Raw genomic sequence first — 26,287 nt, 5'->3', positions numbered from 1 at the left:
TGTACTCTTAGGTCAAAAATTTAGCACATAGAGATATTAACTCTTATTTGGGTGCTAATAACAACCTTTGCACGAAGAAATTTCGGAGCGAGAGTAAGAGATGGATAAGCTAATCGTTACCGGCATCGATATAGGCCATAACAGCCTCAAAGCCGTAGTACTTAAACCCACAGGCAACAATTACGCTCTGTTGGGTTACAAAGAAATATTACTAAAGGAAGGTATTGTCGCTGAAAATAACACTATAAATCATCAAGAAATTGTAAAGACCCTAAAGCTGATTAAAAAAGAACTGCCTTTTGGTGCTAAAAAGGTCGCAATTTCAGTGCCTGATAATTCGGTGATCAGTAAAAAATTGCAAATAGAACAAAACCTTGAAGATAGCGAAGTTGAGTTTGCTGTGATTCAGGCATTTTCTCATCAATCGCCATTCCCTGTCGAAGAGCTGAGTTTAGACTTCGTCCGTCTTCGTGCCGAAGATGGGTTGCGTGGGACTGATAACTATCAAGTGTTTGCGACAAGAAAAGATGTGGTCGATAGTCGCGTGGATGCATTACAAAAATCCGGACTAAAACCCGTTTTAGTGGACGTGCATTCACAAAGCCTTGGTCATATCTGGAAGCTCACCGCCGATCGCTTTCCTGACAAAAATAAGTACTGCTTACTCGATATTGGCACCTCATCGAGCTCCTTTACCATGTTTACCGAACAAGGTGAGCTGTTTCACAAAGAGTTTGCTTGCGGCACTCGAGGAGCAAACAGCCCTGTTCAAGATGATTTGATGTCCGATGATGCTCAGGAGAAAACAGAGCTGTTTAATCGCCAAATCGTGGAACGGGTGAAACGTCAGATGCAGCTCTACACCTCAATTAATGGCTCGCAAAATATCAAAGGTATCTGGTTATCAGGGGAAGGAGCTTCGACACCAATGCTCGCGGAAGAGTTATCTCAGCAACTGTCACTAGAGTGTGAATTGCTAAACCCGCTAGGGCTATTTGAGATGAAGGTGTCCAAACGTAAACGTCGTGCCGCGGATTGGCAGCATTTCTCTACAGCCGCAGGACTCGCGATTCGTGGCATTCATTGGCTAGGAGGTGCGCGTGCTTTATCGCATTAATTTACTTCCTTGGCGAGAGAACCAAAGAGAAGAGCACCGACGTCGTTTCATTAGCTTGGTCGCGTTAGGCATGTTGGTCGCCATTGGTATTCAATGGGGTATTGGAAAGTTTTTTGAGTACCAACAAGACCAGCAGCAGGAGCGGCTTGATTACCTTACTCACTACCTTGCTGAGCTCGACCAGCGTATTGAAGCAATGAAAATCGCCGAGCAAGAGCACAGCAAAATCCTCGAACGTTTAAAAGTGGTTGAAGGGTTACAAAATGGTAGAAACAAAACGACCGAGTTTATGAACTTGATGCCAGCCGTCATTCCTGAAGGTGTATATGTCGACAAGATCAAAATGAATGATCTGGAAATTGAGATCTCAGGGATCTCTGATAGCACTCCAAAACTTGCCACGATGCTGGACAACATGGAGCGTTCGGCCAAGTTGAATGATGTAGAAATGCACTCCATCGTTCACGGAAAAGCACGTTTTGGAAAAGAGTTCCAAACGTTCAAAGTGTCTTTCATGTTCAAAGTGCCGGAGAAGAAAGCGGAGGCCCAGCATGGTTGATTGGCAGGATCTCGAAATAGATGAAATGGCAGAGTGGCCATTGTTGCCTCAGCTTGTGGTTATCGCGCTGCTGATTTTCCTCATTCAAGGTTTTGGCTATTGGTTTTACCTTAAGCCAAAAGAAGAGCAATTGAATAACTTGGTCCAGCAGGAGCAGACGCTCAAGGTGGCATTGAAGATCAAAGCGAACAAAGTAGCAGCATTGCCTCAGCTTCAATCTCAATTGGATGAACTCACCACGCGTTACGAATTATTGCTACAACAACTGCCCGCGCAAAAAGAGTTGGCTACGATGCTCGCTTCGGTGAATGAACTCGGTATCGACAATAAGTTGACCTTTACCCGTATCGACTGGGGTGAAAAGCAATCAGAGCATTTCCTCTATCGTCTTCCTTTAAACATTGAGTTAACGGGAGATTTTCATGACATCGGCCATTTTTCTCAGGCGATAGCAACGCTACCTCGAATCATCACGTTTAAAGATGTGACTTGGCAGCGTGTCAGCCAAGAAAGTGAAACTCTGCACTTTAGGGTACGAGCCAATACCTATCAGTTTAAGCCAGAGGAGACGAACAATGACAAGTAAGCATTTGTTACTGGTACTGATGGGGTCTCTGCTACTTGGATGTCAGGCGAATGATGAGTCATTAACGGATTTTATTCGAGGGGTGGAGAGTCAGGCGCGTCGAGATGTCGAGAAACTTAAGCCTGCAGATAAGTATGTTGCCGTCACGTACGCACCTGAAGTACAGCGTGCGCCCTTTGAGTTGCCAAAAGAAGCCACCATCGCCACTCAGCCTGTTGCAAGAAAAGATTGTTGGCAACCACCTTCAAGAAGGCGCACTGGCAAATTAGAAAAATTCCCATTAAGCCAATTACGTTTGAAAGGAGTTATGGGCATGGGTAACACGGTTTCTGGTCTCGTTCAGGCACCCAATGGAACCGTTTATAAAGTGAAGCCGGGGCAATACCTCGGACGCAACAATGGCAAAGTGACCCACGTCAGCCATTCCTATTTGTTAATTAATGAAACGTTGCCCGACGGCTTAGGGTGTTGGCAGAAGCGTAAAGTTAAGTTGGCTTTGAGATAGCCCCATTTATTTTTGATATTGAGTAATGAAAATGAGACAAGGATTAACACGTACACCAAGGATACTAACTGGGCTCTTCTCCTTATGGTTGTTTGTATTTTTAGCCCCTTTAGTGGCAGCAGAAGAAGTATCGTCTAATGCCTTAAAGAGTATCGATTTTCGCACTAATAAAGATAAAGACGCCGTTATTGTCGTTGAACTGGCGTCACCTGCCGCGATTGTTGATGTCAAACGCGTACAGGAAGGGTTAAGTATCGATTTGCTTAATACTTTGGTAAAAGACGAGCAACTGTATCTCCTAGACGTAAAAGATTTCTCGACTGTGGTTGAAAGCGTAGAGGTGTTTCGCGATACCTCAACTACGCGCTTGGTTGCGCACATCAATGAAGAATATACGCATGATTACCGTTTAACGGGGCGATTCTTGGAAATCAAAGTGGCTAAGATAAAACCCAATGAGAAAGCTCCGGATAAAAGCATTCTAGAAAAAGAAGGCAAGCTCATTTCGATTAACTTCCAAGATATTCCTGTACGTAACGTGTTACAGCTGATTGCCGACTACAACCAGTTCAACTTGGTTGTTTCAGACTCCGTAGAAGGTAACCTCACACTTCGTCTTGATGGTGTTCCGTGGCAGCAAGTGCTGGATATTATTTTGCAAGTTAAGGGGTTAGATAAGCGTGTTGATGGCAACGTGATTCTGGTTGCTCCAACAGATGAGCTTGATCTGCGCGAAAAACAGCAACTCGAAAAGCAGCAGCTAGAACAAACGATGGGAGAGCTTTCGTCTGAAATCATCAAGGTAAACTTCGCTAAAGCATCAGATATTGCAGAGATGATCAACGGAGAAGGGAACATCAGTATGTTGTCTGAGCGAGGCAGTATGACCATTGATGAGCGGACTAACTCGTTATTGATTCGTGAGCTACCTGAAAACATTGAAGTGATTCGAGAAATTATTGAATCTTTGGATATCCCGGTGAAGCAGGTTCAAATTGAAGCGCGTATTGTGACCATCAATGAAGGCAACATGGACGAGTTGGGAATTCGCTGGGGCTTTACCTCTATTAATGGCAATAACACGGTTGGTGGTTCTATCGAAAACAACCTTGCCACGATCGGTTTATATAACGGTGGTGGTGAAGGAGAAGACGGTGGTGACGGTGATGGAGTAGGTATCGATGACTTCCTAAACGTAAACTTAGCTGCAACCAGTCCAAACGCGACCAGCATTGCTTTTCAGGTTGCAAAATTAGGCTCAGATACCTTGTTAGACCTCGAGCTTTCTGCGCTGCAACAAGAGTCCAAAGCTGAGATTATCTCAAGCCCACGTTTGATCACTACTAATAAGAAGCCTGCCTATATTGAGCAAGGTACCGAGATACCTTATCTAGAGTCCTCATCAAGTGGTGCCACGACGGTAACGTTCAAAAAAGCAGTATTGAGTTTGAAGGTGACGCCACAAATTACACCGGATAACCGTCTTGTGTTGGACTTAAGCGTTACGCAAGATAGACCTGGACAAGTCGTGAAAACAGGCACTGGTGAAGCCGTTGCGATTGATACTCAGCGTATCGGGACGCAAGTGTTAGTAAATAACGGTGAAACCGTCGTTCTTGGTGGTATTTTCCAGCACAGCATTACTAACTCGGTGGACAAAGTGCCTTTGTTAGGCGATCTGCCACTATTAGGTGCGCTTTTCCGTCGAAGTTATGAAAATGTTGGCAAAAGTGAGCTGTTAATTTTCGTCACCCCTAAGGTGGTGATTCAGTAGTTCTACCTCGTGAAAAACTGATTAAATCAAAAATAAAGTTGCAATAGTGGCACCATGCTTGGATAATTTCGGGTCTTATCACGAATTATCTGTGAGGAACTGGTGCCACAAGCCTTGTAGAACAGCGATTTAGCTGTGTTTTCTTGTGGCGATCTTATTGAATCAATGTTGTAAATTACTGCTAAACATGGCTGAGAAACGTAATATTTTCCTTGTTGGCCCAATGGGCGCCGGCAAAAGTACAATTGGTAGACATCTAGCACAGCAACTGCATATGGAGTTTGTTGACTCCGATACAGTGATCGAAGAACGCACTGGTGCAGACATCTCTTGGGTTTTTGATGTAGAAGGTGAAGAAGGCTTCCGCAAGCGTGAAGAAGCGGTACTTGAAGACCTAACACAAGAGCAAGGCATCGTGCTTGCGACTGGCGGTGGCTCTGTTAAGAGCAAAGAAAACCGTAATCGTCTTTCGGCACGTGGTGTTGTTGTTTACTTAGAAACGACGATTGAAAAGCAACTTGCGCGCACAAACCGTGACAAGAAGCGTCCTCTACTTCAAACGGACAACCCTCGCGAAGTATTGGAGCAATTAGCTGAAGAACGTAATCCTCTGTATGAAGAAGTAGCGGATTACACTGTTCGCACTGACGATCAGAGTGCAAAAGTGGTAGCCAACCAGATCGTAAAAATGCTAGAAGAGAGATAAGTTTTTATCTTTTTTTTAATTGGAGCAAACCGATGGAACGGATTACGGTCAACCTAGCTGAGCGTAGCTACCCAATCTCTATTGGCGCCGGGTTATTTGAGGACCCGGCGTACCTCTCTCAAGTTCTCTCAAACAAAAATGCAAAACAAAAAGTTGTTGTGATCAGTAATGTCACAGTGGCGCCTTTGTATGCTGACAAAATTTTAAAGCAACTCGAGCAGCTCGGTTGTAGTGCATCCTTGTTAGAATTGCCTGACGGCGAACAGTACAAAAACTTGGATGTGTTTAACCAAGTGATGAACTTCCTCCTCGAGGGGAATTACGCTCGTGATGTTGTGATCATCGCGTTAGGTGGTGGCGTTATTGGCGACCTTGTGGGTTTTGCTTCTGCCTGTTACCAGCGTGGGGTCGACTTTATTCAAATACCAACGACATTACTATCTCAAGTGGACTCTTCGGTGGGGGGAAAAACCGCGGTTAACCATCCGTTGGGTAAGAACATGATAGGTGCGTTTTACCAACCTAAAGCCGTGATCATCGATACCAACTGTTTATCGACGTTGCCTGAGCGTGAATTCGCAGCAGGTATCGCAGAAGTCATTAAGTACGGCATCATTTACGATGCAGACTTTTTTGTATGGTTGGAAGAAAACCTTGAACGCTTGTACGCGTTGGATGAAGAAGCGCTAACTTATGCCATTGCACGTTGCTGTGAAATAAAAGCGGAAGTGGTGGCTCAGGATGAGAAAGAATCGGGCATCCGCGCTCTGCTCAACTTAGGTCACACCTTTGGTCATGCGATTGAAGCTGAGCTTGGCTACGGCAATTGGCTGCATGGTGAAGCGGTTTCTGCTGGCACGGTTATGGCGGCCAAAACTTCGCATCTGCGCGGTCTTATCTCAGCAGAGCAATTTGAGCGTATTGTTGCGATTTTACGTCGTGCCAAACTGCCTGTTCATACTCCAGAAAGTATGAGCTTCGATGACTTCCTCAAACATATGATGCGAGATAAAAAAGTCCTCTCTGGTCAATTAAGATTAGTTCTACCTACAGGCATTGGTAGTGCCGAGGTCATTGCTGATACGACACAAGACGTACTCAAACAGGCGATAGACTTCGGTCGCGATATTTAACCTTGTAATGGCGCCTTTGGGCGTCATTCTTGTAGTGTATTAAGGTTATTAGATGAGTGTTGCTCACGTTCTGGAATTAGATTCTCAAATCGAGTTGCTTGATAGGTTAGGATTGCTGACTAATTTTGGTTCCAATTTCATTGCGATTAATGGTCATGATGGTTATGGAAAATCTTGGTTAGCGCAGCGATACCTTGAAGTGGGTGCCAGTAACAAGAATCAATGTTTGTTACTTTGTCATTCTAATCAAGATGATGTGCAGCGCCGCATCCTTATTTTGAGTCAACTGGTTTCGGACGCATTGTTTAATCAGCAAGAGCCTTTACTTGATAGCCTCGAAAGACTATTGGGTGATGAGCCTTGTGATATCGCGATTGTGGTTGATGATGCGCATTTATTAAGTGAGACGCTCGTTTCTGAGCTTTGGATGCTGGTTTTAGAGGCGCATCGTAAGCCAAATTGGACCATCAATGTCTTATTATTTACGCAGTCTGGGCGCTTAGAAGGATTGCTGTCACGTCTCAGTTACGGACAAGAGATAAAGCCTGTTGAGCTTGATATTGATATGTTGTCCGAAGTGGAAGCCCGTCGTTTCTTTGAATCACTTGTTGCGCGCTATGTTGATGATGAGGCGGAGAAGCGGGTTCGAGATGCATTTAAAAAAGTTGACCCAGTACCGGGTGACATCATGGCGTTAGGAGAGATGAAAGTGGAAAAAAGGATCATTATCCGCTCGATTGTCGGTTCACCGCTGAATATTGCGTTAGTGGTATTAGCATTACTGTTGCTTGCTGCTGGTGGCTATTGGTGGATGTATAATCAACCAAGCCCTGATGATAAAGCGCAGCAAATTGCTGGTAGTTTAGAGCAAACGGCTATTCCAACTTTTGAAGAGTCAGGAATCAGTGCTGCGCAGTCTTCACTACAATCTGTGACTGATGACACTAGCAGTGGCCTTGATGGCTCTGGCGCGATTGATGATTCTGATTCATTACCGCCAGCAGTAACGGAAGAAGTGGCGAGCGTTGGCAGTGATGACAATCAACAGAGAGTGGTGATTGAGTCGAATGTGGTCGATGCATTGCTTGAAGGTAAAGCTGATTCAGCAGACACAAAAGCGATTGATGATATCGTAGGTACTGATAAAGCAGAAACTGCTGATGAAACTGACTCTCCTTTGATTAAAGTCGTAAAACCAAATCAAGGTATGACGCAAACTTCTGCTCGGTCAGGAGAAGACGGTGCGAAGCAGCCTGTGGTTAAGTTTTCATTTGCTCGCGAAGAATTAAAAGCACTATCACCAAGAGCCTATACACTGCAGCTTGCTGCTATGACGTCAATGGAGGATGTACAAGCCTTCCTCGATGGGCATCAGCTGAATAATCAAGTACGAATTTATCCTACCGTTCGCAATGACACCGAGTGGTATATCATCACATACCAAGATTATCCGACAATTCAAATGGCTCGCGATGCCGTTGCAAGCTTGCCTGATTCGGTTAAGTCGGTGAGTCCTTGGGCAAAATCACTCCGTCAGGTTCATCGCGAAATTGATCGCGTGAAATAAACCTGAGCTTCGCTGAAAAATATGTTACATTCCGCAGCCTTAATTTTTGGTCGATAGATAGAGCAGTAGATGAAAAAGCAACGAGCCTTTCTTAAATGGGCAGGAGGAAAATACGGACTGGTTGAAGACATCCAACGTCATTTACCACCGGCTCGAAAGCTAGTTGAACCTTTTGTTGGTGCGGGCTCAGTGTTTCTGAATACTGATTATGACCATTATCTACTGGCAGATATCAATCCAGATTTGATCAATCTGTACAACCTACTAAAAGAGCGCCCGGAAGAGTACATCTCTGAAGCGAAGCGTTGGTTTGTTGCCGAGAATAACCGTAAAGAAGCCTACTTACACATTCGCGCTGAGTTTAATAAAACCGATGACGTGATGTACCGCTCTTTAGCGTTTTTGTATATGAACCGCTTTGGTTTTAATGGTCTATGCCGTTACAACAAAAAAGGCGGTTTTAACGTTCCGTTCGGTTCATATAAAAAGCCTTACTTCCCAGAGGCGGAATTGGAGTTTTTTGCCGAAAAAGCCAAGAAAGCCACGTTCGTTTGTGAAGGTTATCCAGAAACTTTTCGTCGAGCACGTAAGGGGAGTGTGGTGTATTGCGACCCTCCTTATGCACCGCTTTCAAACACGGCAAATTTCACCTCATACGCAGGTAATGGTTTCACGTTGGATGATCAGGCTGCATTAGCCGACATTGCTGAAAGAACGGCGACTGAGCGTGGTATTCCGGTTCTGATTTCTAACCACGACACTACGCTGACGCGTCGGTTGTATCACGGTGCGGATCTCAATGTAGTAAAAGTAAAGCGCACCATTAGCCGCAATGGCAGTGGTCGTAATAAAGTCGATGAGCTGCTTGCGCTTTTTCATGCCCCTGAGATGGATAAACCAAGCTCTTAGTTCTCACACTATTAAATCTAAATAGTGGATCTCCCCACTGGCTTCGGTAGAATTGCGCGCAGATTGTTTGCTCATTACTACTGAGGTCAGGTATGAAAGATTTTCTTATTGCTCCATCCATTTTATCGGCAGATTTTGCTCGTCTCGGTGAAGATGTCGAGAAAGTACTCGCAGCGGGTGCGGATGTGGTGCATTTCGACGTTATGGATAACCACTATGTACCAAACCTGACTTTTGGTGCGCCTGTGTGTAAAGCACTACGCGATTATGGCATCACAGCGCCAATCGATGTTCACTTAATGGTGAAACCCGTTGACCGTATTATTCCTGATTTCGCAAAAGCGGGTGCGTCGATGATTACGTTCCATGTAGAAGCTTCTGATCATGTAGACCGTACACTGCAGTTAATTAAAGAGCACGGCTGTCAGGCTGGTGTGGTACTAAACCCAGCAACGCCACTTGCAAGTCTTGAGTTTATTATGGATAAAGTCGACATGATTCTACTGATGTCGGTAAACCCTGGTTTTGGTGGTCAATCATTCATTCCTCATACACTAGATAAACTGCGTGCCGTTCGTAAGATGATTGACGAGTCTGGCCGTGATATCCGCTTAGAAATCGATGGCGGTGTGAAGGTTGACAACATTCGTGAAATTGCAGAAGCGGGCGCAGACATGTTTGTTGCAGGCTCGGCGATTTTCGGTGAGCCAGATTACAAACAAGTGATCGATCAAATGCGCGCTGAACTAGCTGAAGTTAAATAAGCACCGATAATCCAGCGCAATAACACGCTGATTTTAAAGGCTGCCAGCTTGTTGGCAGCCTTTGTGTTTTCTGGTATTAGAAGAAATTAAATATCCGCTGCGCAGAGCAAATAATCACTTGCCTATTTTACGCCCTTTCTGTACTATTCGTGCTCCTTAAACTCAGTCAATTATCTTTAGTTCCTTGCTTCCTCTGGACGACTGAGCCATTTGTGGAAGCTGAATAATCCGTAAGGAGCAACCAATGCGTCATTACGAAATCGTATTCATGGTGCACCCAGATCAAAGCGAGCAAGTTGCTGGCATGATCGAGCGTTACACTGGTTCAATCACTGAAGCTGGCGGTAAAATCCACCGTCTAGAAGACTGGGGCCGTCGTCAACTGGCTTACCCAATCAACAAGCTTCACAAAGCTCACTACGTTCTTATGAACGTTGAAGCTGACCAAGCTGTAATTGATGAGCTAGAAACTGCTTTCCGTTTCAACGATGCAGTTCTACGTAACATGATCATGCGTACTAAAGCAGCGATCACTGAGCAATCTATCATGCTTAAGCAAAAAGAAGAGCGTGCTCCACGTCGTGAAGAGCGTTCTGAAGCTAAGCCTGAAGCTAAGTCAGAAGCTGCTGAGTAAGTTTTCTTATGGCCAATCGAATGGAGCTGAGCGGCACCATTGCCAAACCGCCCATTCGTAGTAAAAGCCCTGGTGGCATTGAACACTGTCGGTTTTGGCTGGAGCATCGCTCTACTATTATCGAAGCTGACTTACCTCGACAAGTTTATTGTCGTATGCCGGTAGTCGTCAGCGGGCTTGGGTCACAAGCACTAACTCAGAATTTAGTTCAAGGCAGTAACATTAAGGTAAGTGGTTTTGTCACTTATCAAACCGGCCGAAATGGCGTGGGAAAATTAGTGTTACACGCCGACAACATTACTCAAATTTAAGATCAGGAGATAGCCCATGGCTCGTTTCTTCCGTCGTCGTAAATTCTGCCGTTTCACTGCAGAAGGCGTACAAGAGATTGATTACAAAGACGTAGCAACTCTTAAAAACTACATCACTGAAGCTGGTAAAATCGTACCTAGCCGTATCACTGGTACAAGCGCTAAGTACCAGCGTCAACTAGCACGTGCTATCAAGCGTTCACGCTACCTAGCTCTACTACCGTACACTGACAAGCATCAGTAATCGGTTCATTTTATTAAGAAAGAGGATTAAGCAATGCAAGTTATTCTACTTGATAAAATTGGTAACCTAGGTGGTCTTGGCGATACTGCAAACGTTAAATCTGGCTACGCTCGTAACTTCCTTATCCCACAAGGTAAAGCAGTTATGGCAACTAAAGCTAACGTTGAAATGTTTGAAGCTCGTCGTGCTGAACTAGAAGCTAAAGTTGCTGAGCAACTAGCTGCTGCAGAAGCTCGCGCAGAGAAAGTTAACGCTCTAGAAGCTGTAGTTATCGCTTCTAAAGCTGGTGACGAAGGCAAACTATTCGGTTCTATCGGTACTCGTGACATCGCTGACGCTATCACAGCTGCAGGCGTTGAAGTTGCTAAGAGCGAAGTTCGCCTTCCTGAAGGTGCTCTACGTACAACTGGTGAGTTCGAGATCAGCGTTCAACTTCACTCTGAAGTTTTCGCAACTGTGAACCTACAAGTTGTTGCTGCTGAGTAATTCAGTATCAAGACGAAATACTAAAAAGCACCTCCTCGGAGGTGCTTTTTTTATTTCTAAAACTGAGAGAAAAAGGGTTAAAAAGCGAAAAGTAAATTAACGGAAAATACGCTATCCGCTTTGCTTAAGCCTTCAGGCACTTTATCGTGATACTGACGAGAGTGTGCCAGTTTCAGTGCAATATCTTCAGTAATATCATTGGTCACGCTGAGTTCACTATCGGCCCGAGTGTTACTTTTACCTGTTACCAACGTAATATCAGCCGCGAAACTCAAATTATCTAGTGCGTGCCAAGTCGTATTGATGTTCCCTCGAAAAATGCCTTCTCGAACGATATCGGGAAAGACAATGTCGTCATCATCTATCTCATCTAAATTTGGTTCTTGATAACGAAAACCAGGACCGACTTCTACCTCTAAAATGAAGTTTTCAGTGTAGGAGAACTGGTAACCCAAACCGCCTGATAATGTGTAGTCTTTAAAATAGGCACTGTAACGAGAATCCACCCCTTTAAAGCTGCCATACAAATACGTTTTAGGACCTAACTTGTAGTCACTCTGTAGGGCGTAGGTGGATGAGCGTTTGTCTTCTTCACCGTCTTTGTACAAGTTGTAGTACTTCCATTCACCATTAGAACGGTGTCGACCTGACGTATATTCAGCACTCAAACGAGCATTCAGGGAACGAGAGTCCGTGTTACCTGTGTGAGCTTGATAGCCGAACTCCACCTCGGTTTTTAATGGGTCGGGCACATCAATATTTTGCTCTGGCTGTACTGATTCGTCAGCATACGATGCACTAGCGCATAGTAGGCTAAAGCTAAGTAACCAGTATCGGGACACATCAACCTCGAACGTAATTAAAAAGGAGGGGCATGATACTGATACAGATATTTTGTTGGGTCAATGGTAGGTTAATTTTTATTAGAGCTGGGCGGAAGAACCAGGCTATTACTTGTGCGGTTCGCATGTTGATTTCTTAACAAGTAATTGTCGCTTCGGGGAAGCATCTCAGTTAGGTTAAGGTTATAATCGTGGGTCAATAGTAGTTATCGAGCAAAGTCATGGCGGAAAACAGAAATCGCAAACCTTCAGACAGTCAGGTCGACGCAATCAAAGTGCCACCTCACTCACTAGAAGCCGAGCAATCAGTAATTGGTGGTCTCTTACTGGACAATGAACGTTGGGACACCGTTGCCGAACGTGTTGTAAGCAGTGATTTCTATAGTCGTCCGCATCGCCTAATTTTTGAAGGTGTAAAAACCATTCTTGAAGCGGGCAAGCCTCTCGATCTTATTACTTTATCGGAATACCTGGAGCGTCACGAGCAATTAGAAGATGTGGGCGGTTTTGCTTACCTTGCAGATTTGGCGAAAAACACGCCAAGCGCCGCTAACATTAATGCGTACGCTGATATTGTTGCCGAGCGTGCGATCGTCCGTGGTTTAATCGGTGTCGCGAATGAGATTGCGGATGCGGGTTACGATCCTCAAGGTCGAAGTTCGGAAGATCTGATTGATATGGCGGAGAGTAAAGTTTTCGCCATCGCTGAGTCACGAACCAGTGAAAACGAAGGGCCACAAAATGTCGATAACATCCTCGAAAAGACGTTAGAACGTATCGAGTTGTTATATAAAACGCCGCAAGATGGTGTAACGGGTGTCGACACAGGTTTCACTGACCTCAATAAGAAAACCGCAGGTTTGCAAGGTTCTGATTTGGTGATTGTCGCGGCGCGTCCATCGATGGGTAAAACGACCTTTGCGATGAACTTGTGTGAAAATGCGGCCATGCAACAAGAGAAGCCTGTGCTTATTTTCTCGCTAGAGATGCCAGCCGAGCAGTTGATGATGCGTATGTTGGCCTCTTTGTCTCGCGTTGACCAAACCAAGATCCGTACGGGTCAGCTGGATGACGAAGACTGGGCGCGTATTTCTTCTACTATGGGTATCTTGATGCAAAAGAAAAACATGTACATTGATGACAGCTCCGGTCTAACTCCGACCGAAGTGCGTTCACGCGCTCGCCGTATCGCACGTGAACATGGCGGTCTGTCGATGATCATGGTCGACTACCTTCAGCTTATGCGCGTGCCTGCACTCTCTGATAACCGTACGCTGGAAATTGCGGAGATTTCGCGCTCTCTGAAAGCGCTGGCAAAAGAGCTGAATGTGCCCGTCGTGGCGCTGTCTCAGCTTAACCGTTCCCTAGAGCAACGTTCAGATAAACGCCCAGTAAACTCGGACTTGCGTGAGTCGGGCTCTATCGAGCAGGATGCCGACTTGATCATGTTCATCTACCGTGACGAGGTATATCACCCAGATAGCCCATACAAAGGTACGGCAGAAATCATCATTGGTAAGCAACGTAACGGCCCTATCGGCTCTGTACGTCTCACCTTCCAAGGTCAACACTCGCGCTTTGACAACTACGCGGGTCCTGCATTCGATATTGATGATGAGTAACCCCATGAGCTATATGAAAGCGGCCAAGGCGTGCATTGATTTGTCTGCGTTGCAGCACAACTTACAGCGCGTGAAAGCGCAAGCGCCCCAAAGTAAAGTGATGGCTGTGGTGAAGGCCAATGGCTATGGTCACGGATTACGTCACGTTGCAAAACATGCCAACCATGCGGATGCCTTTGGTGTTGCGCGCATTGAAGAAGCGTTGCAACTGCGCGCTTGTGGCGTGGTAAAGCCGATTCTATTGCTAGAAGGTTTTTACTCTCCAGGTGACTTACCTGTTCTTGTGACGAACAACATCCAAACCGTGGTGCATTGTGAAGAGCAGCTTATCGCTTTGGAGCAAGCCGACCTTGAAACTCCGGTTGTCGTGTGGCTTAAGATTGACAGTGGGATGCACCGTCTTGGCGTTCGCCCTGAGCAATATGATGAGTTTGTCACGCGGTTGAAAGAGTGTCCAAACGTAGCCAAGCCGTTACGTTACATGAGTCACTTTGGCTGTGCAGATGAGCTGGATAGCCATATCACTCCCCAACAGATTGAGCTGTTTAAGTCGTTGACCTCTGGTTGTCAGGGGGAGCGTTCACTTGCGGCCTCTGCGGGGTTGTTGGCATGGCCTCAAAGCTATTTGGATTGGGTTCGTCCGGGCATCATCATGTATGGTGTATCGCCATTTGATGACAAGACCGCACAAGATCTGGGGTATCAACCCGTGATGACACTTAAATCCCATCTTATTGCGGTACGTGAAGTTAAGAAGGGCGAAAGTGTTGGCTACGGCGGTATGTGGACCAGTAAGCGAGATACAAAAGTCGGTGTCATCGCAGTAGGGTATGGCGACGGTTACCCAAGAAGTGCCCCGAATGGCACTCCGGTTTGGGTAAATGGTCGTAAAGTACCTATCGCAGGTCGAGTTTCCATGGATATGCTGACGATCGATTTGGGACCAGATGCAACGGATAAAGTCAGCGACGAAGCGATTCTTTGGGGGAAAGAGCTCCCAGTAGAAGAAGTGGCGGGTCACATTGGTACCATTGCGTATGAACTCGTGACTAAGCTAACGCCTCGCGTCGAGATGGAGTACTCAAAATAAACAGCGAAAGGCTAACCTAAGGTTAGCCTTTGTTTTATCTACTCACCGTTAATCGTAGCAATAACGCGGCGGTCGCCGCCATAGTCTCGGTGCTCACCCAAGTAAATGCCCTGCCATGTTCCTAAAGCTAATCGACCATTTTGGATTGGTATCGTCACACTACTGCCAAGTAGGGATGCTTTAATGTGTGCTGGCATGTCGTCATCCCCCTCATAGGTGTGCTGATAATAAGAAGCACGCTCTGGCACAAACTTATTGAAGTGCGCTTCCATATCCATACGCACGGTTGGATCAGCATTCTCATTTAAGGTCAAACTGGCAGAGGTATGTTGAATAAATAGGTGTAATAAACCTACTGAAAGCTCGTTTATTTGTGGTAATTGTTGTTCAATTTCATCAGTTATTAGGTGAAAACCGCGGCTTCTCGCTTTTAATTGCAGTGTTTTTTGTGCCCACATACGTGTTCCTTTGGAAATTTATAAATTGGCGTCTATCCTATTCCAATTAGAGCCTGTCATTAGTAAGTGATATGATTCTTGTCATCGTAAATGAATTGTTCATTTTCAGGGCAGGGAACGTGACCTAACTCAATGTGAGTGTAAATACTCTCAGTCATAATTGGCACCTGAAAAAAAATTACAAAGACTTGTTTTGTGGTAATTCGCCCAAACATCTAATTAATATTCTATTTGCTAAATCGGGGATTCCACAGTTTTCGCTAGACTGTAAGGAATGGAACCTACTGTAACATCGGGATAAAGACCATGTTGAAAAATATCAATCCAACGCAAACACAAGCTTGGAAAGCGCTAACGGCGCATTTCGAATCTGCACAAGATATGGATCTTAAAGAGCTGTTTGCTCAAGACGCAGCGCGTTTCGACAAATACTCTGCACGTTTCGGCTCAGACATCCTAGTCGATTACTCAAAGAACCTCATCAATGAGGAAACTCTGAAGCACCTGTTTGCTCTTGCGAACGAGACCGAGCTGAAATCTGCAATTGAAGCGATGTTCAGTGGTGAAGCGATCAACCAAACAGAAGGTCGCGCTGTTCTTCACACTGCACTACGTAACCGCGCTAATACTCCAGTTATGGTAGACGGCGAAGACGTAATGCCAGCCGTGAACGCGGTTCTAGAAAAAATGAAATCATTCACTGAACGCGTTATCGGCGGTGAGTGGAAAGGTTACACAGGTAAAGCAATTGCAGATATCGTGAACATCGGTATCGGTGGTTCTGACCTTGGTCCTTACATGGTGACGGAAGCTCTAGCACCATACAAAAATCATCTAAACCTTCACTTCGTATCTAACGTTGATGGTACTCACATCGTTGAAACGTTGAAGAAAGTTAACCCAGAAACGACGCTATTCTTGATCGCGTCTAAGACGTTCACAACGCAAGAAACCATGACTAACGCGCACACTGCACGTGATTGGTTCCTAGAGTCAGCTGGCGATCAAGCGCACGTGGCTAAGCACTTTGCTGCGCTTTCAACGAACGCGACAGCCGTGTCTGAATTCGGTATCGATACCGCGAACATGTTCGAATTCTGGGACTGGGTTGGTGGCCGTTACTCACTATGGTCTGCAATCGGTTTATCAATCGCATTAGCGGTAGGTTACGACAACTTCGTTGAGCTGCTTGAAGGTGCTCACGAGATGGACAAGCACTTCGTATCAACAGACCTAGAAAGCAACATCCCTGTGATCCTTGCGCTTATCGGTATTTGGTACAACAACTTCCACGGTGCGGAATCAGAAGCTATCTTACCTTACGATCAGTACATGCACCGTTTCGCGGCGTACTTCCAGCAAGGTAACATGGAATCAAACGGTAAATACGTTGACCGTGAAGGCAATGCTGTGACTTACCAAACGGGCCCTATTATTTGGGGTGAACCTGGTACCAACGGTCAGCACGCGTTCTACCAACTGATTCACCAAGGCACTAAGCTGATCCCATGTGACTTCATTGCACCTGCAATCAGCCACAACCCAGCTAGCGATCATCACCAAAAACTGATGTCCAACTTCTTTGCGCAAACTGAAGCACTAGCGTTTGGTAAGAGTGAAGAAACCGTGAAAGAAGAGTTGGTGAAAGCAGGTAAGAACGCTGAAGAAGTGGCAGCGATTGCGCCATTCAAAGTGTTTGAAGGTAACCGTCCAACAAACTCTATCCTAGTGAAGCAAATCACGCCTCGTACGCTAGGTAACTTGATCGCAATGTACGAACACAAAATCTTCGTACAAGGTGTTATCTGGAACATCTTCAGCTTTGACCAATGGGGCGTGGAGCTAGGTAAACAACTGGCTAACCAAATCCTACCTGAGCTTGCAGACGAGTCTCAAATCAGCTCGCATGACAGCTCAACAAATGGTCTAATCAACGCATTTAAAGCGTTCAAAGCTTAATGTTTGGTTTGAATAGATAAAGAAAAGGTCAGCAAATGCTGACCTTTTTTATTGCCTGAGGCAAAAATAAAATAGGTTGGCCAGTGCCAACCTATTTTTTCTCTTTTATTCGAAGCAAATTTCGATAAAGGCATTTCCCCATTGGGAAGAGAAAGGCATGATGATGATTGATCCCTCACACTTGTGGCGAATCGTATGGCCTCGGCCAGAAACCACTACCGGTGTTGCCATATCAAAATCAAAACCACTTTCCGCCAGAATGCGTTTTGCACCACCAGTCACCATGTTGGTGATCTCACCCACCATATCGGTGACCTCTTCATTGAGTCCATTTGGACGCTCACCAAGCATGTTCTGCATGATTTCTAGAGCTAGCGCTTCATCAAAGGTAATCGACATTGAACCACGAGTTTGTGGGCCTACCATACCAATCAGACCAGAAACGTCACCTCGTGCGATCTCATCTTTTTTGATTCGCGGTTTTTGTGGCTTCAGCTCAAGAGAAGCCATAGTTTTTAGCACGTTCATTAAAGAAGCTAAAAACGGGTTTACAAATTCAGCGCGCATAACGTTCTTCTATACTTTTTCTTTCGTCTCGGAGGAACAGGCCTGGCATTCACCATGAGTTTCAATAACTTGGTTGGTCAGTTTGAATCCATGCTTCTCGGCGTTTTCAGCTAACAAGGATATCAGCGTCTCATCTTCGAGTTCAACGACATCACCACATTTATCGCAAATTAGTAATTGGAAAAAGTGCTGCTGAGTATTGAAAGAACAACAAGTAATAAAGCTATTTGTCGATTCCACTCGGTGGATGAAGCCTTGCTCTAGGAGAAAATCTAATGCTCGATAAACAGTGGGCGGCTTAGCCTGAGGCTCACTCTCTTTTAGTTGCTCCAATAGCTCATACGCACTTGAGGCGCGGCGATTAGAACAAATGAGTTCAAATACGCGTCGGCGTTGCGGAGTCAGTCGTACTCCACGCTCTGCGCAGATACTTTCAATTTGTTCAATGATTGTTGGGTTCAAACCTTTCACCATAACTATCGGACGTGCTCTATGATAAATCATTTCTATACGAAGTTCGTTTAGAAATGCTTCATTTTACCCACTATCAGAACGAAAATCATGAATTAAAGCAAGTCGGTGGTGGTGTGAAGGCGGAATAATCATCACAGAATGAATCAACGAATGACAGATTCGTATTACTTCTGCGTATTCCTAAGCACTTGGCTAGTCAGCCAACCAAATCATTCTCGCTGAAACTAGCACCCAGAGGTGCTTGGGTATACAATACCCGACTTATTTTTTGAGCGTACTGCTGCGCTCGACCTTGGCAATATAAAAACGGGTGTTTATATCATGACTCATTCTTGCAGGCTCTCCGTAGCACCAATGTTAGATTGGACTGATCGTCATTGTCGCTACTTCCATCGCTTAATGACCAAAGAAACCCTGCTGTACACTGAAATGGTGACGACAGGTGCGATCATTCATGGAAAAGGAGACTTCCTGGCTTATAACGAAGAAGAGCATCCGTTAGCCCTTCAACTTGGTGGTTCAAACCCAGCAGATTTGGCTACGTGTGCCAAGCTAGCGCAAGAGCGTGGCTACGATGAGATTAACCTAAATGTGGGGTGTCCATCTGACCGCGTACAAAATGGTCGCTTCGGTGCTTGCCTAATGGCTGAACCGCAGTTAGTTGCGGATTGTGTCGCAGCAATGAAAGACGTGGTCGATATCCCTGTAACAGTCAAGACTCGCATTGGTATTGATGATCAAGACTCTTACGAGTTCCTAACGGATTTCGTTTCTATTGTTTCAGAAAAGGGTGGCTGTGAGCAGTTCACTATCCATGCTCGTAAAGCTTGGTTAAGTGGTTTAAGCCCAAAAGAAAACCGCGAGATCCCACCATTGGATTACCCACGCGCTTACCAATTGAAGCAAGACTTCTCACACCTAACGATTGCGATTAACGGTGGCGTGAAATCATTAGAAGAAGCAAAAGCACATCTTCAGCATCTTGACGGTGTGATGATTGGTCGTGAAGCATACCAAAGCCCATATTTACTGGCATCGGTAGACCAAGAGTTGTTTGGCTCTAATGCTCCAGTGAAGAAACGCAGCGAAATTGTTGAAGAGATGTATCCATACATTGAAGCGCAATTAGCGAAAGGTGCGTACCTTGGTCATATTACCCGCCACATGTTAGGTTTGTTCCAAAGCATGCCCGGTGCTCGTCAATGGCGTCGTCATATCAGTGAAAATGCGCACAAACCAGGTTCTGGTCTAGAAGTGCTGCAAGACGCGTTAGCGAAGATTCCAAAAGAATTGAATGTGTAAAACTCACCAGTGGTTGGCTAAAATTACCAACTAAAGAACAAGTAAGCCAGAGTGCAGAAATGCCTCTGGCTTTATTTTTGAATAAAAATCATTGTGTTATCGTTATCTTGGTAAGTTGGTATGGAAACTGCTCTGTTTATTAAAAACAAATGGAGAAGTGATTATGTTGGAGCTAATCTTTATTTTAGTCTTTGCGGCGACCCTATTGGTTACCGGTATCACAATGATGACCGTATTCGCAGCAACCGGTATTGCGTTAGTTGTGATGTTTTTACTGGGAATGGTCGGAGCGGTACTCAAACTATTGCCATGGTTAATCGTGATTGCATTGGGTGTTTGGTTCTTCAAGAATTACGTTGCCCAGCCCCGCTATAAATAACGAGTGACATGATTTAGTTGATAGAGAGACGTGAGAGTATGGTATATTTCCTCTCACGTCTTCAACGTGAACATCAGCTATCTCGGAGTACACACTACATGACAAATAAAGCGACCATCGCTTTAACAGCATTATCGTTGGCAGTATCTTTTCCTGTTTTTGCAGAATATTCTGTATCGACGAAAGTCGGCGCAGAGGTATGGGCTGCCGACACTAAAGTTAATGAAGTGAGACGAGATAGCAGTACCGCAGGCACTTTTTACGCGGCGATTGAACATGATGTTAAATACGTCCCTAATGCGCGCCTTCGTTACTCAAGTGTTGATGCGGATTACATGGGGTTCGATAAGCTCGATTTAACCTTGTATTACCACGTTCTAGAGCATGATTTATTGCATTTTGATGCGGGTGTTACATTCAGTAATTTAAGTGACACTAAATACATTGATGCTGGCTCAAACAAGCGTATAGAAGAGTTTGATGAGCTGATTTGGGCTTGGTACGGTTACGCAGAGATTCAAGTTCCGGACACAAATTTTGATGTGATTGGTGAGATAAACTTTGGTGACAACAAAGGTATCAAAAGTACCGATTTCATGGCCGGTGTTCAATACCATGTACCGCTCGAAAAAGCTCAACTGGCTTTTCGTGGTGGTTACCGCGTGATTGATTTGGAGTCCGAGAAATTCATGTCGGATCTAGGGAAAGAGTTTATTTTTGCTAACGGCTTTTTTGTGAGTGCAGAATACGCATTCTAAATGCAGCCAGATTAGATACTCGATTTTTTTTAAAACGTCGCTTTATAAGCGGCGTTTTTTTATATCACTTCATTATATCCAATCGAATTTTCTGCCTATTTGGCTGACTTAGACCATGCTTACCTAGGAGCAATGTGAAAGTTAAAGCAGGGATAGCGATGACAATAAACGAACTAAGACATCTATTCCGTGAAAACCAGCTTGTCGAAGCGATTATTGAACCTGCAATCCAAGAGGGTGGCTGGGTTGTGGAGTTCAGACATGCGCGCGGTGGTTTTGTTTTTCTGACGGACAGTCATGGTGAAGAATGTCTTTATGAAGATTTGGATGCAGCGTCAAAATCGGCAATGGCAGTAGGCTTTCAACAAGTCCGCATTGAAGATCGATGAGCAAAAAGTAAGCCGTTCTTACTTCCAAAAAGTTATAAAACATTCACTTCTATTCTTTCTTGTTATTAAGGAGAGTGGGTACTCTATCGTCACGCAATGAATAGGGATGTCGTGATAATGTCTTTTCAAAAGAATGAGTATTCTCACAAGAATGTGTCTGAAGATAATAATGGGCAAGGAGGAAATCCTCCAATCGCAAGCCCTCTGAATGACCAACAAATTAGCTCACTCCAACAAACTGTCTCTGAGTTGTCTTCACAGCAACTTGCTTGGGTCAGTGGGTATTTTTGGGGATTAGCTCAAAATCAACCAAATACAGCGGTAACGCCAATTGCACAAGCAACGGCAGCCGTATCAGCGAAGCCTGCAGGTAAGTTGAGTATTATTTTTGCTTCCCAAACAGGCAACGCTAAAGGCGTTGCTGAAGCTCTAGAACAGGAAGCAAAAGCAGAAGGAATTGCTGTCGAACTTTTTGATGCAAGTGATTACAAAGGTAAAAACTTAGCCAAAGAAACACATGTCATTATTGTGGCATCGACGAACGGCGAAGGCGAAGCACCAGATAACGCTATAGAGCTACACGAGTTTTTGCAGTCTAAGAAAGCTCCTAAGCTGTCAAACCTGCAATATGGCGTTATTGCTCTGGGTGACTCGAGCTACGAATTCTTCTGCCAAACCGGTAAAGACTTCGACGCTTACCTATCAAAGCTAGGCGCGACCCCATTTATCGATCGTCTTGATTGCGATGTGGATTATGAAACACCAGCAGCTGAATGGCGTAAGAATGCGTTAGGTAAGGTAAAAGATACGCTTTCTTCTGGCACTGAAGCGGATGTGGTTCAACTTCCTGTGGGTCAGGCGGCGACTGCGCACTCTCCTTACAATAAACAAAACCCATACACAGCGACGTTACTGACCAGTCAAAAAATCACGGGGCGTGATTCTGGAAAGGATGTTCGTCATATAGAAATTGACTTGGAAGGCTCGGGTTTAACGTATCAGCCTGGTGATGCGTTAGGTGTGTGGTTTGAAAATAGCTCAGAACTTGCAAATGCCATTCTTGGTAAGGTCGGTTTGTCTGGGGTTGAGACCGTTGACGTTGATGGTGAAAGCTTGTCAATTCATAGTGCTCTAGTGAGTAAATATGAAATCACAACATCTAACCCACAGCTCATTACAAAGTTTGCCGAGTTATCCGGTAGCAAGAAGCTACAAAAGCTGGTTGACGATAAAGATAAACTACGCGAGTACTCTGCAAATACTCAAATTGTTGATGTATTGGCAGAGAAAAAAACCAAGTTAACCGCAGATGAGTTGATTAGTTTGCTTCGTCGTCTTACTCCTCGCCTTTACTCTATTGCATCAAGCCAAGAAGAGGTCGATGAAGAAGTACACCTAACGGTTGCTTTGGTTGAGTACGAACAAAACGACGAAAAACGATATGGTGGTGCGTCTAGTTTCTTAGCACAGCGTCTCGAAGAGGGAGATGAAGTTAAAGTATTCGTTGAGCATAACAACAACTTCAAACTGCCGGAAGATGATAGCACCCCAATTATCATGGTGGGTCCGGGCACTGGGATCGCACCATTCCGTAGCTTTATTCAGGAACGTGAAAACCGTGATGCTGAAGGCAAAAACTGGTTGTTCTTTGGTGATCGCACGTTCACTCAAGACTTCTTGTACCAAGTGGAATGGCAAAAGTACCTCAAGTCAGGAGTACTAAGCCGATTGGATGTTGCTTTTAGTCGTGACCAAGTAGAAAAAGTTTACGTACAACATCGCATCTTAGAAAACGCAGCTCAAGTGTGGCAGTGGATCCAAGAAGGCGCTTATATCTATGTCTGCGGTGATGCCACTCGTATGGCAAAAGATGTGCACGACGCACTGGTTATCGTTGCTGAACAAGAAGGCAAGATGCCGCGTGACGATGCAGAACAATTTATTAATGACCTACGTAAAGCGAAACGTTATCAGAGGGATGTGTACTAATGACTTTTTCTACTGAAAATAACAAGCAGATTGTATTAGGCGAAGAGCTAGGGCCGCTATCTGATAACGAGCGCCTGAAGCGAGAAAGCAACCTATTACGTGGCACCATTGAGCAAGATTTACAGGACCGTATTACTGGTGGCTTTACTGCCGACAACTTCCAGTTAATTCGTTTCCACGGTATGTATCAGCAAGACGATCGTGATATCCGCAATGAACGTACAAAGCAAAAGCTAGAGCCATTGCATAACGTGATGCTTCGTGCTCGTATGCCTGGAGGTATCATCACGCCAACGCAATGGTTAGCGATCGACAAGTTCGCAACGGAGCACTCTTTATATGGAAGTATTCGTCTGACGACTCGCCAAACGTTCCAGTTTCATGGGGTATTGAAACCGAATATTAAGTTGATGCATCAAACGCTCAACAGTATTGGCATTGATTCGATTGCAACCGCGGGTGATGTAAACCGAAACGTGTTGTGTACCACTAACCCGGTTGAATCAGAACTTCATCAAGAAGCTTATGAATGGGCGAAGAAGATCAGTGAACACCTGCTTCCAAAAACACGTGCTTACGCTGAGATTTGGCTAGACGGTGAGAAAGTAGAAAGCACTGAAGAAGATGAACCTATTCTGGGTAAAAACTATTTACCGCGTAAGTTCAAAACGACGGTGGTGATCCCACCGCAAAATGACGTAGACGTGCATGCCAATGATCTTAACTTCGTAGCAATTGCGGATAACGGCAAGTTGGTTGGTTTTAACGTCCTAGTTGGCGGCGGTCTAGCGATGACACATGGTGATACGTCAACTTATCCGCGCCGCGCTGACGACTTAGGTTTCATCCCATTAGAGAAAACGCTTGATGTTGCAGCGGCGGTGGTTACCACTCAGCGTGATTGGGGTAATCGCTCAAACCGTAAGAATGCCAAAACCAAATACACACTTGACCGTGTAGGTACTGATGTCTTTAAAGCCGAAGTCGAAAAGCGAGCAGGCATTCAGTTTGAAGCAAGCCGCCCGTACGAGTTTACTGAGCGTGGTGACCGTATTGGTTGGGTAGAAGGAATTGATGGTAAACATCACTTAGCACTTTTCATCGAAAATGGTCGTCTGCTGGACTTCCCAGGTAAACCACTTAAAACGGGTGTTTCTGAAATTGCCAAAATCCATAAAGGCGATTTCCGTATGACTGCCAACCAGAACTTAATTGTTGCGGGGGTACCTAAAAGCGAAAAAGCGAAGATCGAAAAGATCGCTCGTGAACATGGCTTGATGGATGACAATATCAGTGAGCAGCGCAAAAACTCAATGGCGTGTGTTGCCTTTCCAACGTGTCCGCTAGCGATGGCAGAGGCAGAGCGTTTCCTTCCTCAGTTTGTTACTGATGTGGAGGGGATTTTGGAAAAGCACAACCTACCAGAAAATGACAACATCATTTTGCGTGTAACTGGGTGTCCAAACGGTTGTGGTCGTGCCATGTTGGCTGAAATTGGTTTAGTGGGTAAAGCGCCAGGTCGTTACAACCTACATTTAGGTGGTAACCGTGCTGGTACTCGAGTACCAAAAATGTATAAAGAGAACATCACGGATAAGCAAATCTTAGAAGAGATTGATCTGCTGGTGGCTCGATGGTCGAAAGAGCGTAAAGAAGGCGAAGCCTTCGGCGATTTCACAATTCGTGCTGGTATTATCCAAGAAGTGCTCGTATCAAAGAGGGACTTTCATGCTTGATTCTGTAGCGTCCAGGCTTGAGCTTACAGAGTTATTGACATTAACAAAGACGGAGCAAATCCTCCGTCTTGCTCAAATTAATGTCGAGCTCGAAAAGCTTTCGGCACAAGATAGAGTAAAGTGGGCTTTAGAGAATCTAGAGGGCGAGTTTGCGGTTTCTTCTAGTTTTGGTATTCAAGCCGCGGTTATGCTTCATTTAGTTACTCAAGTCAAAGCGGATATCCCCGTCATTCTAACCGATACAGGATACCTGTTTGCTGAAACCTATCAATTCATTGATGAGCTGACAGATGCTCTCAACCTAAACTTAAAAGTTTATCGAGCGAAAGAAAGTGCGAATTGGCAAGAAGCTCGATATGGAAAATTATGGGAGCAGGGCGTAGAGGGAATTGAAAAATACAACAAGCTCAATAAAGTTGAGCCGATGCGTCGAGCGTTAAAAGAGCTTAATGTTGGAACGTGGTTCTCTGGACTGCGTCGAGAGCAAAGTAAATCTCGTGCAGGTTTACCGATTCTATCAATTCAGAACGGTGTGTTTAAATTTCTACCAGTAATTGATTGGACTAATAAAGACGTTCATTACTACTTAGAACAACACGGCCTTAAATACCACCCATTGTGGGATGAAGGTTACCTTTCAGTTGGTGATACACATACCACTCGTAAATGGGAGCCGGGAATGTCAGAGGAAGAAACTCGATTCTTTGGTTTAAAACGAGAGTGTGGTTTACATGAAGATGATGGTTCAGAACAAGATGGGTCCGGCATATAACCATAATGACCTTTAAATCGAGTTTAGAGTAAATAAAGAAAGCTGCTTTATTGCAGCTTTCTTCATTTACAGCACTTGAAAAACACGCTTTATAGAATAACTCTGTGGATAAGTTGTGCGAGTTCTTGGGGTAAAGTTGAATAAATAAAGCTTTGATCGAAAACTCATCGCTTAACCATTATTTTTTCAATTTTTGAAAAATAACGCTTGCCAATGTGAGCGCGATCTCTATAATGCCTCCTCGTCGACAGGGCAAGGGCTCACAAGGGTTTAAGCGAAGTTGATAAGGCTGAAAAGAAAAACGAAATAATTTGAAGAAAGTGTTTGACACAATAGATTATCTCGCTAGAATGGCCGCCTCTTCCGAAGTGATGTTAATCACAAAGAAGAGTTGCTCTTTAACAATATAGACCTATCAATCTGTGTGGGCACTCGTTGATGATAATCCAATTAGAAGCTTCGGCTTCAGATTAGGTTTCAATGAAACGAAGTGACCATTGAATCGAAAGATTCAGCGCAGTCAATTCAAACATTACTTTATGTAATGTTCAGTATTCATTGAGCCGACAAAATCTTAAATTGAAGAGTTTGATCATGGCTCAGATTGAACGCTGGCGGCAGGCCTAACACATGCAAGTCGAGCGGAAACGAGTTA

28 protein-coding genes and 1 rRNA gene are annotated in these 26,287 nt (G+C 44.8%); 25 read left to right on the top strand and 4 right to left on the bottom strand.

Annotated elements, in window-relative coordinates; genetic code table 11:
* Window positions 1–100 precede the first annotated feature (100 nt).
* The 14 genes from pilM to rplI all read left to right on the top strand — a co-directional run bounded on the left by pilM (window position 101) and on the right by rplI (window position 11,295).
* Window positions 101–1,117: a type IV pilus biogenesis protein PilM gene (gene pilM, locus CAG69_RS15055; RefSeq protein WP_005395718.1), complete on the top strand. Its 1,017-nt coding sequence runs from the start codon at window positions 101–103 to the stop codon at window positions 1,115–1,117.
* Window positions 1,101–1,676: a PilN domain-containing protein gene (locus tag CAG69_RS15050; protein ID WP_161444901.1), complete on the top strand. Its 576-nt coding sequence runs from the start codon at window positions 1,101–1,103 to the stop codon at window positions 1,674–1,676. The genes pilM and CAG69_RS15050 overlap by 17 nt, the downstream gene beginning before the upstream one ends.
* The gene (locus CAG69_RS15045; protein ID WP_012841351.1) at window positions 1,669–2,262 is read left to right on the top strand and encodes a type 4a pilus biogenesis protein PilO; all 594 of its coding nucleotides are present in this window, start codon (window positions 1,669–1,671) and stop codon (window positions 2,260–2,262) included. The genes CAG69_RS15050 and CAG69_RS15045 overlap by 8 nt, the downstream gene beginning before the upstream one ends.
* Window positions 2,252–2,767 carry a pilus assembly protein PilP gene (locus CAG69_RS15040; protein WP_005395715.1) on the top strand — a complete coding sequence of 172 codons (516 nt, stop codon included), beginning with the start codon at window positions 2,252–2,254 and terminating at the stop codon, window positions 2,765–2,767. The genes CAG69_RS15045 and CAG69_RS15040 overlap by 11 nt, the downstream gene beginning before the upstream one ends.
* A 25-nt stretch (window positions 2,768–2,792) precedes the next feature.
* Complete coding sequence (locus CAG69_RS15035; protein ID WP_161444900.1) at window positions 2,793–4,541, top strand: type IV pilus secretin PilQ; 1,749 nt, start codon at window positions 2,793–2,795, stop codon at window positions 4,539–4,541.
* A gap of 187 nt (window positions 4,542–4,728) precedes the next feature.
* Window positions 4,729–5,247 carry a shikimate kinase AroK gene (gene aroK / locus CAG69_RS15030; protein ID WP_005381319.1) on the top strand — a complete coding sequence of 173 codons (519 nt, stop codon included), beginning with the start codon at window positions 4,729–4,731 and terminating at the stop codon, window positions 5,245–5,247.
* A 32-nt stretch (window positions 5,248–5,279) separates the two neighbouring features.
* The gene (aroB, locus tag CAG69_RS15025; protein ID WP_046874636.1) at window positions 5,280–6,380 is read left to right on the top strand and encodes a 3-dehydroquinate synthase; all 1,101 of its coding nucleotides are present in this window, start codon (window positions 5,280–5,282) and stop codon (window positions 6,378–6,380) included.
* Window positions 6,381–6,432: 52 nt separating this feature from the next.
* The gene (locus CAG69_RS15020) at window positions 6,433–7,947 is read left to right on the top strand and encodes an SPOR domain-containing protein (RefSeq protein WP_161444898.1); all 1,515 of its coding nucleotides are present in this window, start codon (window positions 6,433–6,435) and stop codon (window positions 7,945–7,947) included.
* A gap of 69 nt (window positions 7,948–8,016) precedes the next feature.
* Window positions 8,017–8,856, top strand: coding sequence for a Dam family site-specific DNA-(adenine-N6)-methyltransferase (locus tag CAG69_RS15015; protein WP_047009939.1), 840 nt, complete (start codon window positions 8,017–8,019; stop codon window positions 8,854–8,856).
* A gap of 92 nt (window positions 8,857–8,948) precedes the next feature.
* Complete coding sequence (gene rpe / locus CAG69_RS15010; protein WP_005381300.1) at window positions 8,949–9,620, top strand: ribulose-phosphate 3-epimerase; 672 nt, start codon at window positions 8,949–8,951, stop codon at window positions 9,618–9,620.
* Window positions 9,621–9,864: 244 nt separating this feature from the next.
* Entirely contained in the window at window positions 9,865–10,254 is a 390-nt protein-coding gene (rpsF, locus tag CAG69_RS15005) for a 30S ribosomal protein S6 (protein ID WP_005381299.1), read from the top strand.
* Window positions 10,255–10,262: 8 nt separating this feature from the next.
* Window positions 10,263–10,565 carry a primosomal replication protein N gene (priB, locus tag CAG69_RS15000; RefSeq protein ID WP_005381298.1) on the top strand — a complete coding sequence of 101 codons (303 nt, stop codon included), beginning with the start codon at window positions 10,263–10,265 and terminating at the stop codon, window positions 10,563–10,565.
* Window positions 10,566–10,581: 16 nt separating this feature from the next.
* A complete protein-coding gene (gene rpsR / locus CAG69_RS14995; RefSeq protein WP_000090472.1) occupies window positions 10,582–10,809 on the top strand; it encodes a 30S ribosomal protein S18 in 228 nt (75 codons plus the stop codon).
* Window positions 10,810–10,842: 33 nt separating this feature from the next.
* On the top strand, window positions 10,843–11,295 hold the full coding sequence (gene rplI, locus CAG69_RS14990; RefSeq protein ID WP_005381278.1) for a 50S ribosomal protein L9: 453 nt from the start codon (window positions 10,843–10,845) through the stop codon (window positions 11,293–11,295).
* 77 nt (window positions 11,296–11,372) lie between these two features.
* Here the strand turns inward: rplI and CAG69_RS14985 are convergent, their stop codons facing one another.
* A complete protein-coding gene (locus CAG69_RS14985; protein ID WP_006743223.1) occupies window positions 11,373–12,137 on the bottom strand; it encodes a DUF481 domain-containing protein in 765 nt (254 codons plus the stop codon).
* A 221-nt stretch (window positions 12,138–12,358) separates the two neighbouring features.
* Between CAG69_RS14985 and CAG69_RS14980 the strand changes: the two genes are divergently transcribed.
* Together CAG69_RS14980 and alr are read left to right on the top strand one after the other, a co-directional pair.
* Complete coding sequence (locus CAG69_RS14980; RefSeq protein ID WP_005395704.1) at window positions 12,359–13,759, top strand: replicative DNA helicase; 1,401 nt, start codon at window positions 12,359–12,361, stop codon at window positions 13,757–13,759.
* Window positions 13,760–13,772: 13 nt separating this feature from the next.
* Window positions 13,773–14,849, top strand: a complete 1,077-nt coding sequence (gene alr, locus CAG69_RS14975) for an alanine racemase (RefSeq protein WP_202600791.1) — start codon at window positions 13,773–13,775, stop codon at window positions 14,847–14,849.
* Between the two features lie 38 nt (window positions 14,850–14,887).
* Here the strand turns inward: alr and CAG69_RS14970 are convergent, their stop codons facing one another.
* Window positions 14,888–15,307: a secondary thiamine-phosphate synthase enzyme YjbQ gene (locus CAG69_RS14970; RefSeq protein ID WP_161444894.1), complete on the bottom strand. Its 420-nt coding sequence runs from the start codon at window positions 15,305–15,307 to the stop codon at window positions 14,888–14,890.
* Between the two features lie 306 nt (window positions 15,308–15,613).
* Between CAG69_RS14970 and pgi the strand changes: the two genes are divergently transcribed.
* On the top strand, window positions 15,614–17,266 hold the full coding sequence (pgi, locus tag CAG69_RS14965) for a glucose-6-phosphate isomerase (RefSeq protein ID WP_161444892.1): 1,653 nt from the start codon (window positions 15,614–15,616) through the stop codon (window positions 17,264–17,266).
* A gap of 105 nt (window positions 17,267–17,371) precedes the next feature.
* Here pgi and CAG69_RS14960 read toward each other — a convergent pair whose 3' ends face one another.
* Window positions 17,372–17,833, bottom strand: a complete 462-nt coding sequence (locus CAG69_RS14960) for a chemotaxis protein CheX (protein ID WP_005381269.1) — start codon at window positions 17,831–17,833, stop codon at window positions 17,372–17,374.
* A 9-nt stretch (window positions 17,834–17,842) separates the two neighbouring features.
* Window positions 17,843–18,307, bottom strand: coding sequence for a zinc uptake transcriptional repressor Zur (zur, locus tag CAG69_RS14955; RefSeq protein WP_005381268.1), 465 nt, complete (start codon window positions 18,305–18,307; stop codon window positions 17,843–17,845).
* A gap of 321 nt (window positions 18,308–18,628) precedes the next feature.
* Here zur and dusA point away from each other — a divergent pair, with 321 nt between their 5' ends.
* The 8 genes from dusA to CAG69_RS14915 form a co-directional block, all read left to right on the top strand.
* The gene (gene dusA / locus CAG69_RS14950; RefSeq protein WP_017821727.1) at window positions 18,629–19,609 is read left to right on the top strand and encodes a tRNA dihydrouridine(20/20a) synthase DusA; all 981 of its coding nucleotides are present in this window, start codon (window positions 18,629–18,631) and stop codon (window positions 19,607–19,609) included.
* A 163-nt stretch (window positions 19,610–19,772) separates the two neighbouring features.
* Window positions 19,773–19,988 carry an envelope stress response protein PspG gene (gene pspG / locus CAG69_RS14945; protein ID WP_005398086.1) on the top strand — a complete coding sequence of 72 codons (216 nt, stop codon included), beginning with the start codon at window positions 19,773–19,775 and terminating at the stop codon, window positions 19,986–19,988.
* A gap of 98 nt (window positions 19,989–20,086) precedes the next feature.
* Complete coding sequence (locus tag CAG69_RS14940) at window positions 20,087–20,746, top strand: TIGR04219 family outer membrane beta-barrel protein (protein WP_161444890.1); 660 nt, start codon at window positions 20,087–20,089, stop codon at window positions 20,744–20,746.
* Between the two features lie 158 nt (window positions 20,747–20,904).
* A complete protein-coding gene (locus CAG69_RS14935) occupies window positions 20,905–21,135 on the top strand; it encodes a hypothetical protein (RefSeq protein WP_005455817.1) in 231 nt (76 codons plus the stop codon).
* 117 nt (window positions 21,136–21,252) lie between these two features.
* The gene (locus CAG69_RS14930) at window positions 21,253–23,124 is read left to right on the top strand and encodes an assimilatory sulfite reductase (NADPH) flavoprotein subunit (protein WP_202600790.1); all 1,872 of its coding nucleotides are present in this window, start codon (window positions 21,253–21,255) and stop codon (window positions 23,122–23,124) included.
* Window positions 23,124–24,860, top strand: coding sequence for an assimilatory sulfite reductase (NADPH) hemoprotein subunit (gene cysI, locus CAG69_RS14925; protein ID WP_161444888.1), 1,737 nt, complete (start codon window positions 23,124–23,126; stop codon window positions 24,858–24,860). Before CAG69_RS14930 ends, cysI begins: the two co-directional genes overlap by 1 nt.
* On the top strand, window positions 24,853–25,632 hold the full coding sequence (locus CAG69_RS14920) for a phosphoadenylyl-sulfate reductase (protein WP_006743230.1): 780 nt from the start codon (window positions 24,853–24,855) through the stop codon (window positions 25,630–25,632). The genes cysI and CAG69_RS14920 overlap by 8 nt, the downstream gene beginning before the upstream one ends.
* Window positions 25,633–26,208: 576 nt before the next feature.
* Window positions 26,209–26,287 (top strand): 16S ribosomal RNA (locus tag CAG69_RS14915); the annotation flags it as partial.

The organism is Vibrio sp. V43_P6S15P86 (assembly GCF_009904725.1).
In the GTDB taxonomy this organism is placed as follows: Bacteria; Pseudomonadota; Gammaproteobacteria; order Enterobacterales; family Vibrionaceae; genus Vibrio; species Vibrio diabolicus.
This window is presented reverse-complemented; position numbering and strand designations above follow the sequence as displayed.

Bases quoted from the DNA above. Each gene is read 5' to 3' on its own strand.
- alr (WP_202600791.1), top strand. From the start codon at position 13,773: ATGAAAGCGGCCAAGGCGTGCATTGATTTGTCTGCGTTGCAGCACAAC.
- CAG69_RS15015 (WP_047009939.1), top strand. From the start codon at position 8,017: ATGAAAAAGCAACGAGCCTTTCTTAAATGGGCAGGAGGAAAATACGGA.
- dusA (WP_017821727.1), top strand. From the start codon at position 18,629: ATGACTCATTCTTGCAGGCTCTCCGTAGCACCAATGTTAGATTGGACT.
- pilM (WP_005395718.1), top strand. From the start codon at position 101: ATGGATAAGCTAATCGTTACCGGCATCGATATAGGCCATAACAGCCTC.
- CAG69_RS15040 (WP_005395715.1), top strand. From the start codon at position 2,252: ATGACAAGTAAGCATTTGTTACTGGTACTGATGGGGTCTCTGCTACTT.
- CAG69_RS15045 (WP_012841351.1), top strand. From the start codon at position 1,669: ATGGTTGATTGGCAGGATCTCGAAATAGATGAAATGGCAGAGTGGCCA.
- rpe (WP_005381300.1), top strand. From the start codon at position 8,949: ATGAAAGATTTTCTTATTGCTCCATCCATTTTATCGGCAGATTTTGCT.
- CAG69_RS14920 (WP_006743230.1), top strand. From the start codon at position 24,853: ATGCTTGATTCTGTAGCGTCCAGGCTTGAGCTTACAGAGTTATTGACA.
- cysI (WP_161444888.1), top strand. From the start codon at position 23,124: ATGACTTTTTCTACTGAAAATAACAAGCAGATTGTATTAGGCGAAGAG.
- zur (WP_005381268.1), bottom strand. From the start codon at position 18,307: ATGGTGAAAGGTTTGAACCCAACAATCATTGAACAAATTGAAAGTATC.
- rpsF (WP_005381299.1), top strand. From the start codon at position 9,865: ATGCGTCATTACGAAATCGTATTCATGGTGCACCCAGATCAAAGCGAG.
- aroB (WP_046874636.1), top strand. From the start codon at position 5,280: ATGGAACGGATTACGGTCAACCTAGCTGAGCGTAGCTACCCAATCTCT.
- CAG69_RS14930 (WP_202600790.1), top strand. From the start codon at position 21,253: ATGTCTTTTCAAAAGAATGAGTATTCTCACAAGAATGTGTCTGAAGAT.
- CAG69_RS14970 (WP_161444894.1), bottom strand. From the start codon at position 15,307: ATGTGGGCACAAAAAACACTGCAATTAAAAGCGAGAAGCCGCGGTTTT.
- CAG69_RS14940 (WP_161444890.1), top strand. From the start codon at position 20,087: ATGACAAATAAAGCGACCATCGCTTTAACAGCATTATCGTTGGCAGTA.
- rplI (WP_005381278.1), top strand. From the start codon at position 10,843: ATGCAAGTTATTCTACTTGATAAAATTGGTAACCTAGGTGGTCTTGGC.
- pspG (WP_005398086.1), top strand. From the start codon at position 19,773: ATGTTGGAGCTAATCTTTATTTTAGTCTTTGCGGCGACCCTATTGGTT.
- CAG69_RS15020 (WP_161444898.1), top strand. From the start codon at position 6,433: ATGAGTGTTGCTCACGTTCTGGAATTAGATTCTCAAATCGAGTTGCTT.
- CAG69_RS14980 (WP_005395704.1), top strand. From the start codon at position 12,359: ATGGCGGAAAACAGAAATCGCAAACCTTCAGACAGTCAGGTCGACGCA.
- pgi (WP_161444892.1), top strand. From the start codon at position 15,614: ATGTTGAAAAATATCAATCCAACGCAAACACAAGCTTGGAAAGCGCTA.
- CAG69_RS14935 (WP_005455817.1), top strand. From the start codon at position 20,905: ATGACAATAAACGAACTAAGACATCTATTCCGTGAAAACCAGCTTGTC.
- aroK (WP_005381319.1), top strand. From the start codon at position 4,729: ATGGCTGAGAAACGTAATATTTTCCTTGTTGGCCCAATGGGCGCCGGC.
- rpsR (WP_000090472.1), top strand. From the start codon at position 10,582: ATGGCTCGTTTCTTCCGTCGTCGTAAATTCTGCCGTTTCACTGCAGAA.
- priB (WP_005381298.1), top strand. From the start codon at position 10,263: ATGGCCAATCGAATGGAGCTGAGCGGCACCATTGCCAAACCGCCCATT.
- CAG69_RS14960 (WP_005381269.1), bottom strand. From the start codon at position 17,833: ATGCGCGCTGAATTTGTAAACCCGTTTTTAGCTTCTTTAATGAACGTG.
- CAG69_RS15035 (WP_161444900.1), top strand. From the start codon at position 2,793: ATGAAAATGAGACAAGGATTAACACGTACACCAAGGATACTAACTGGG.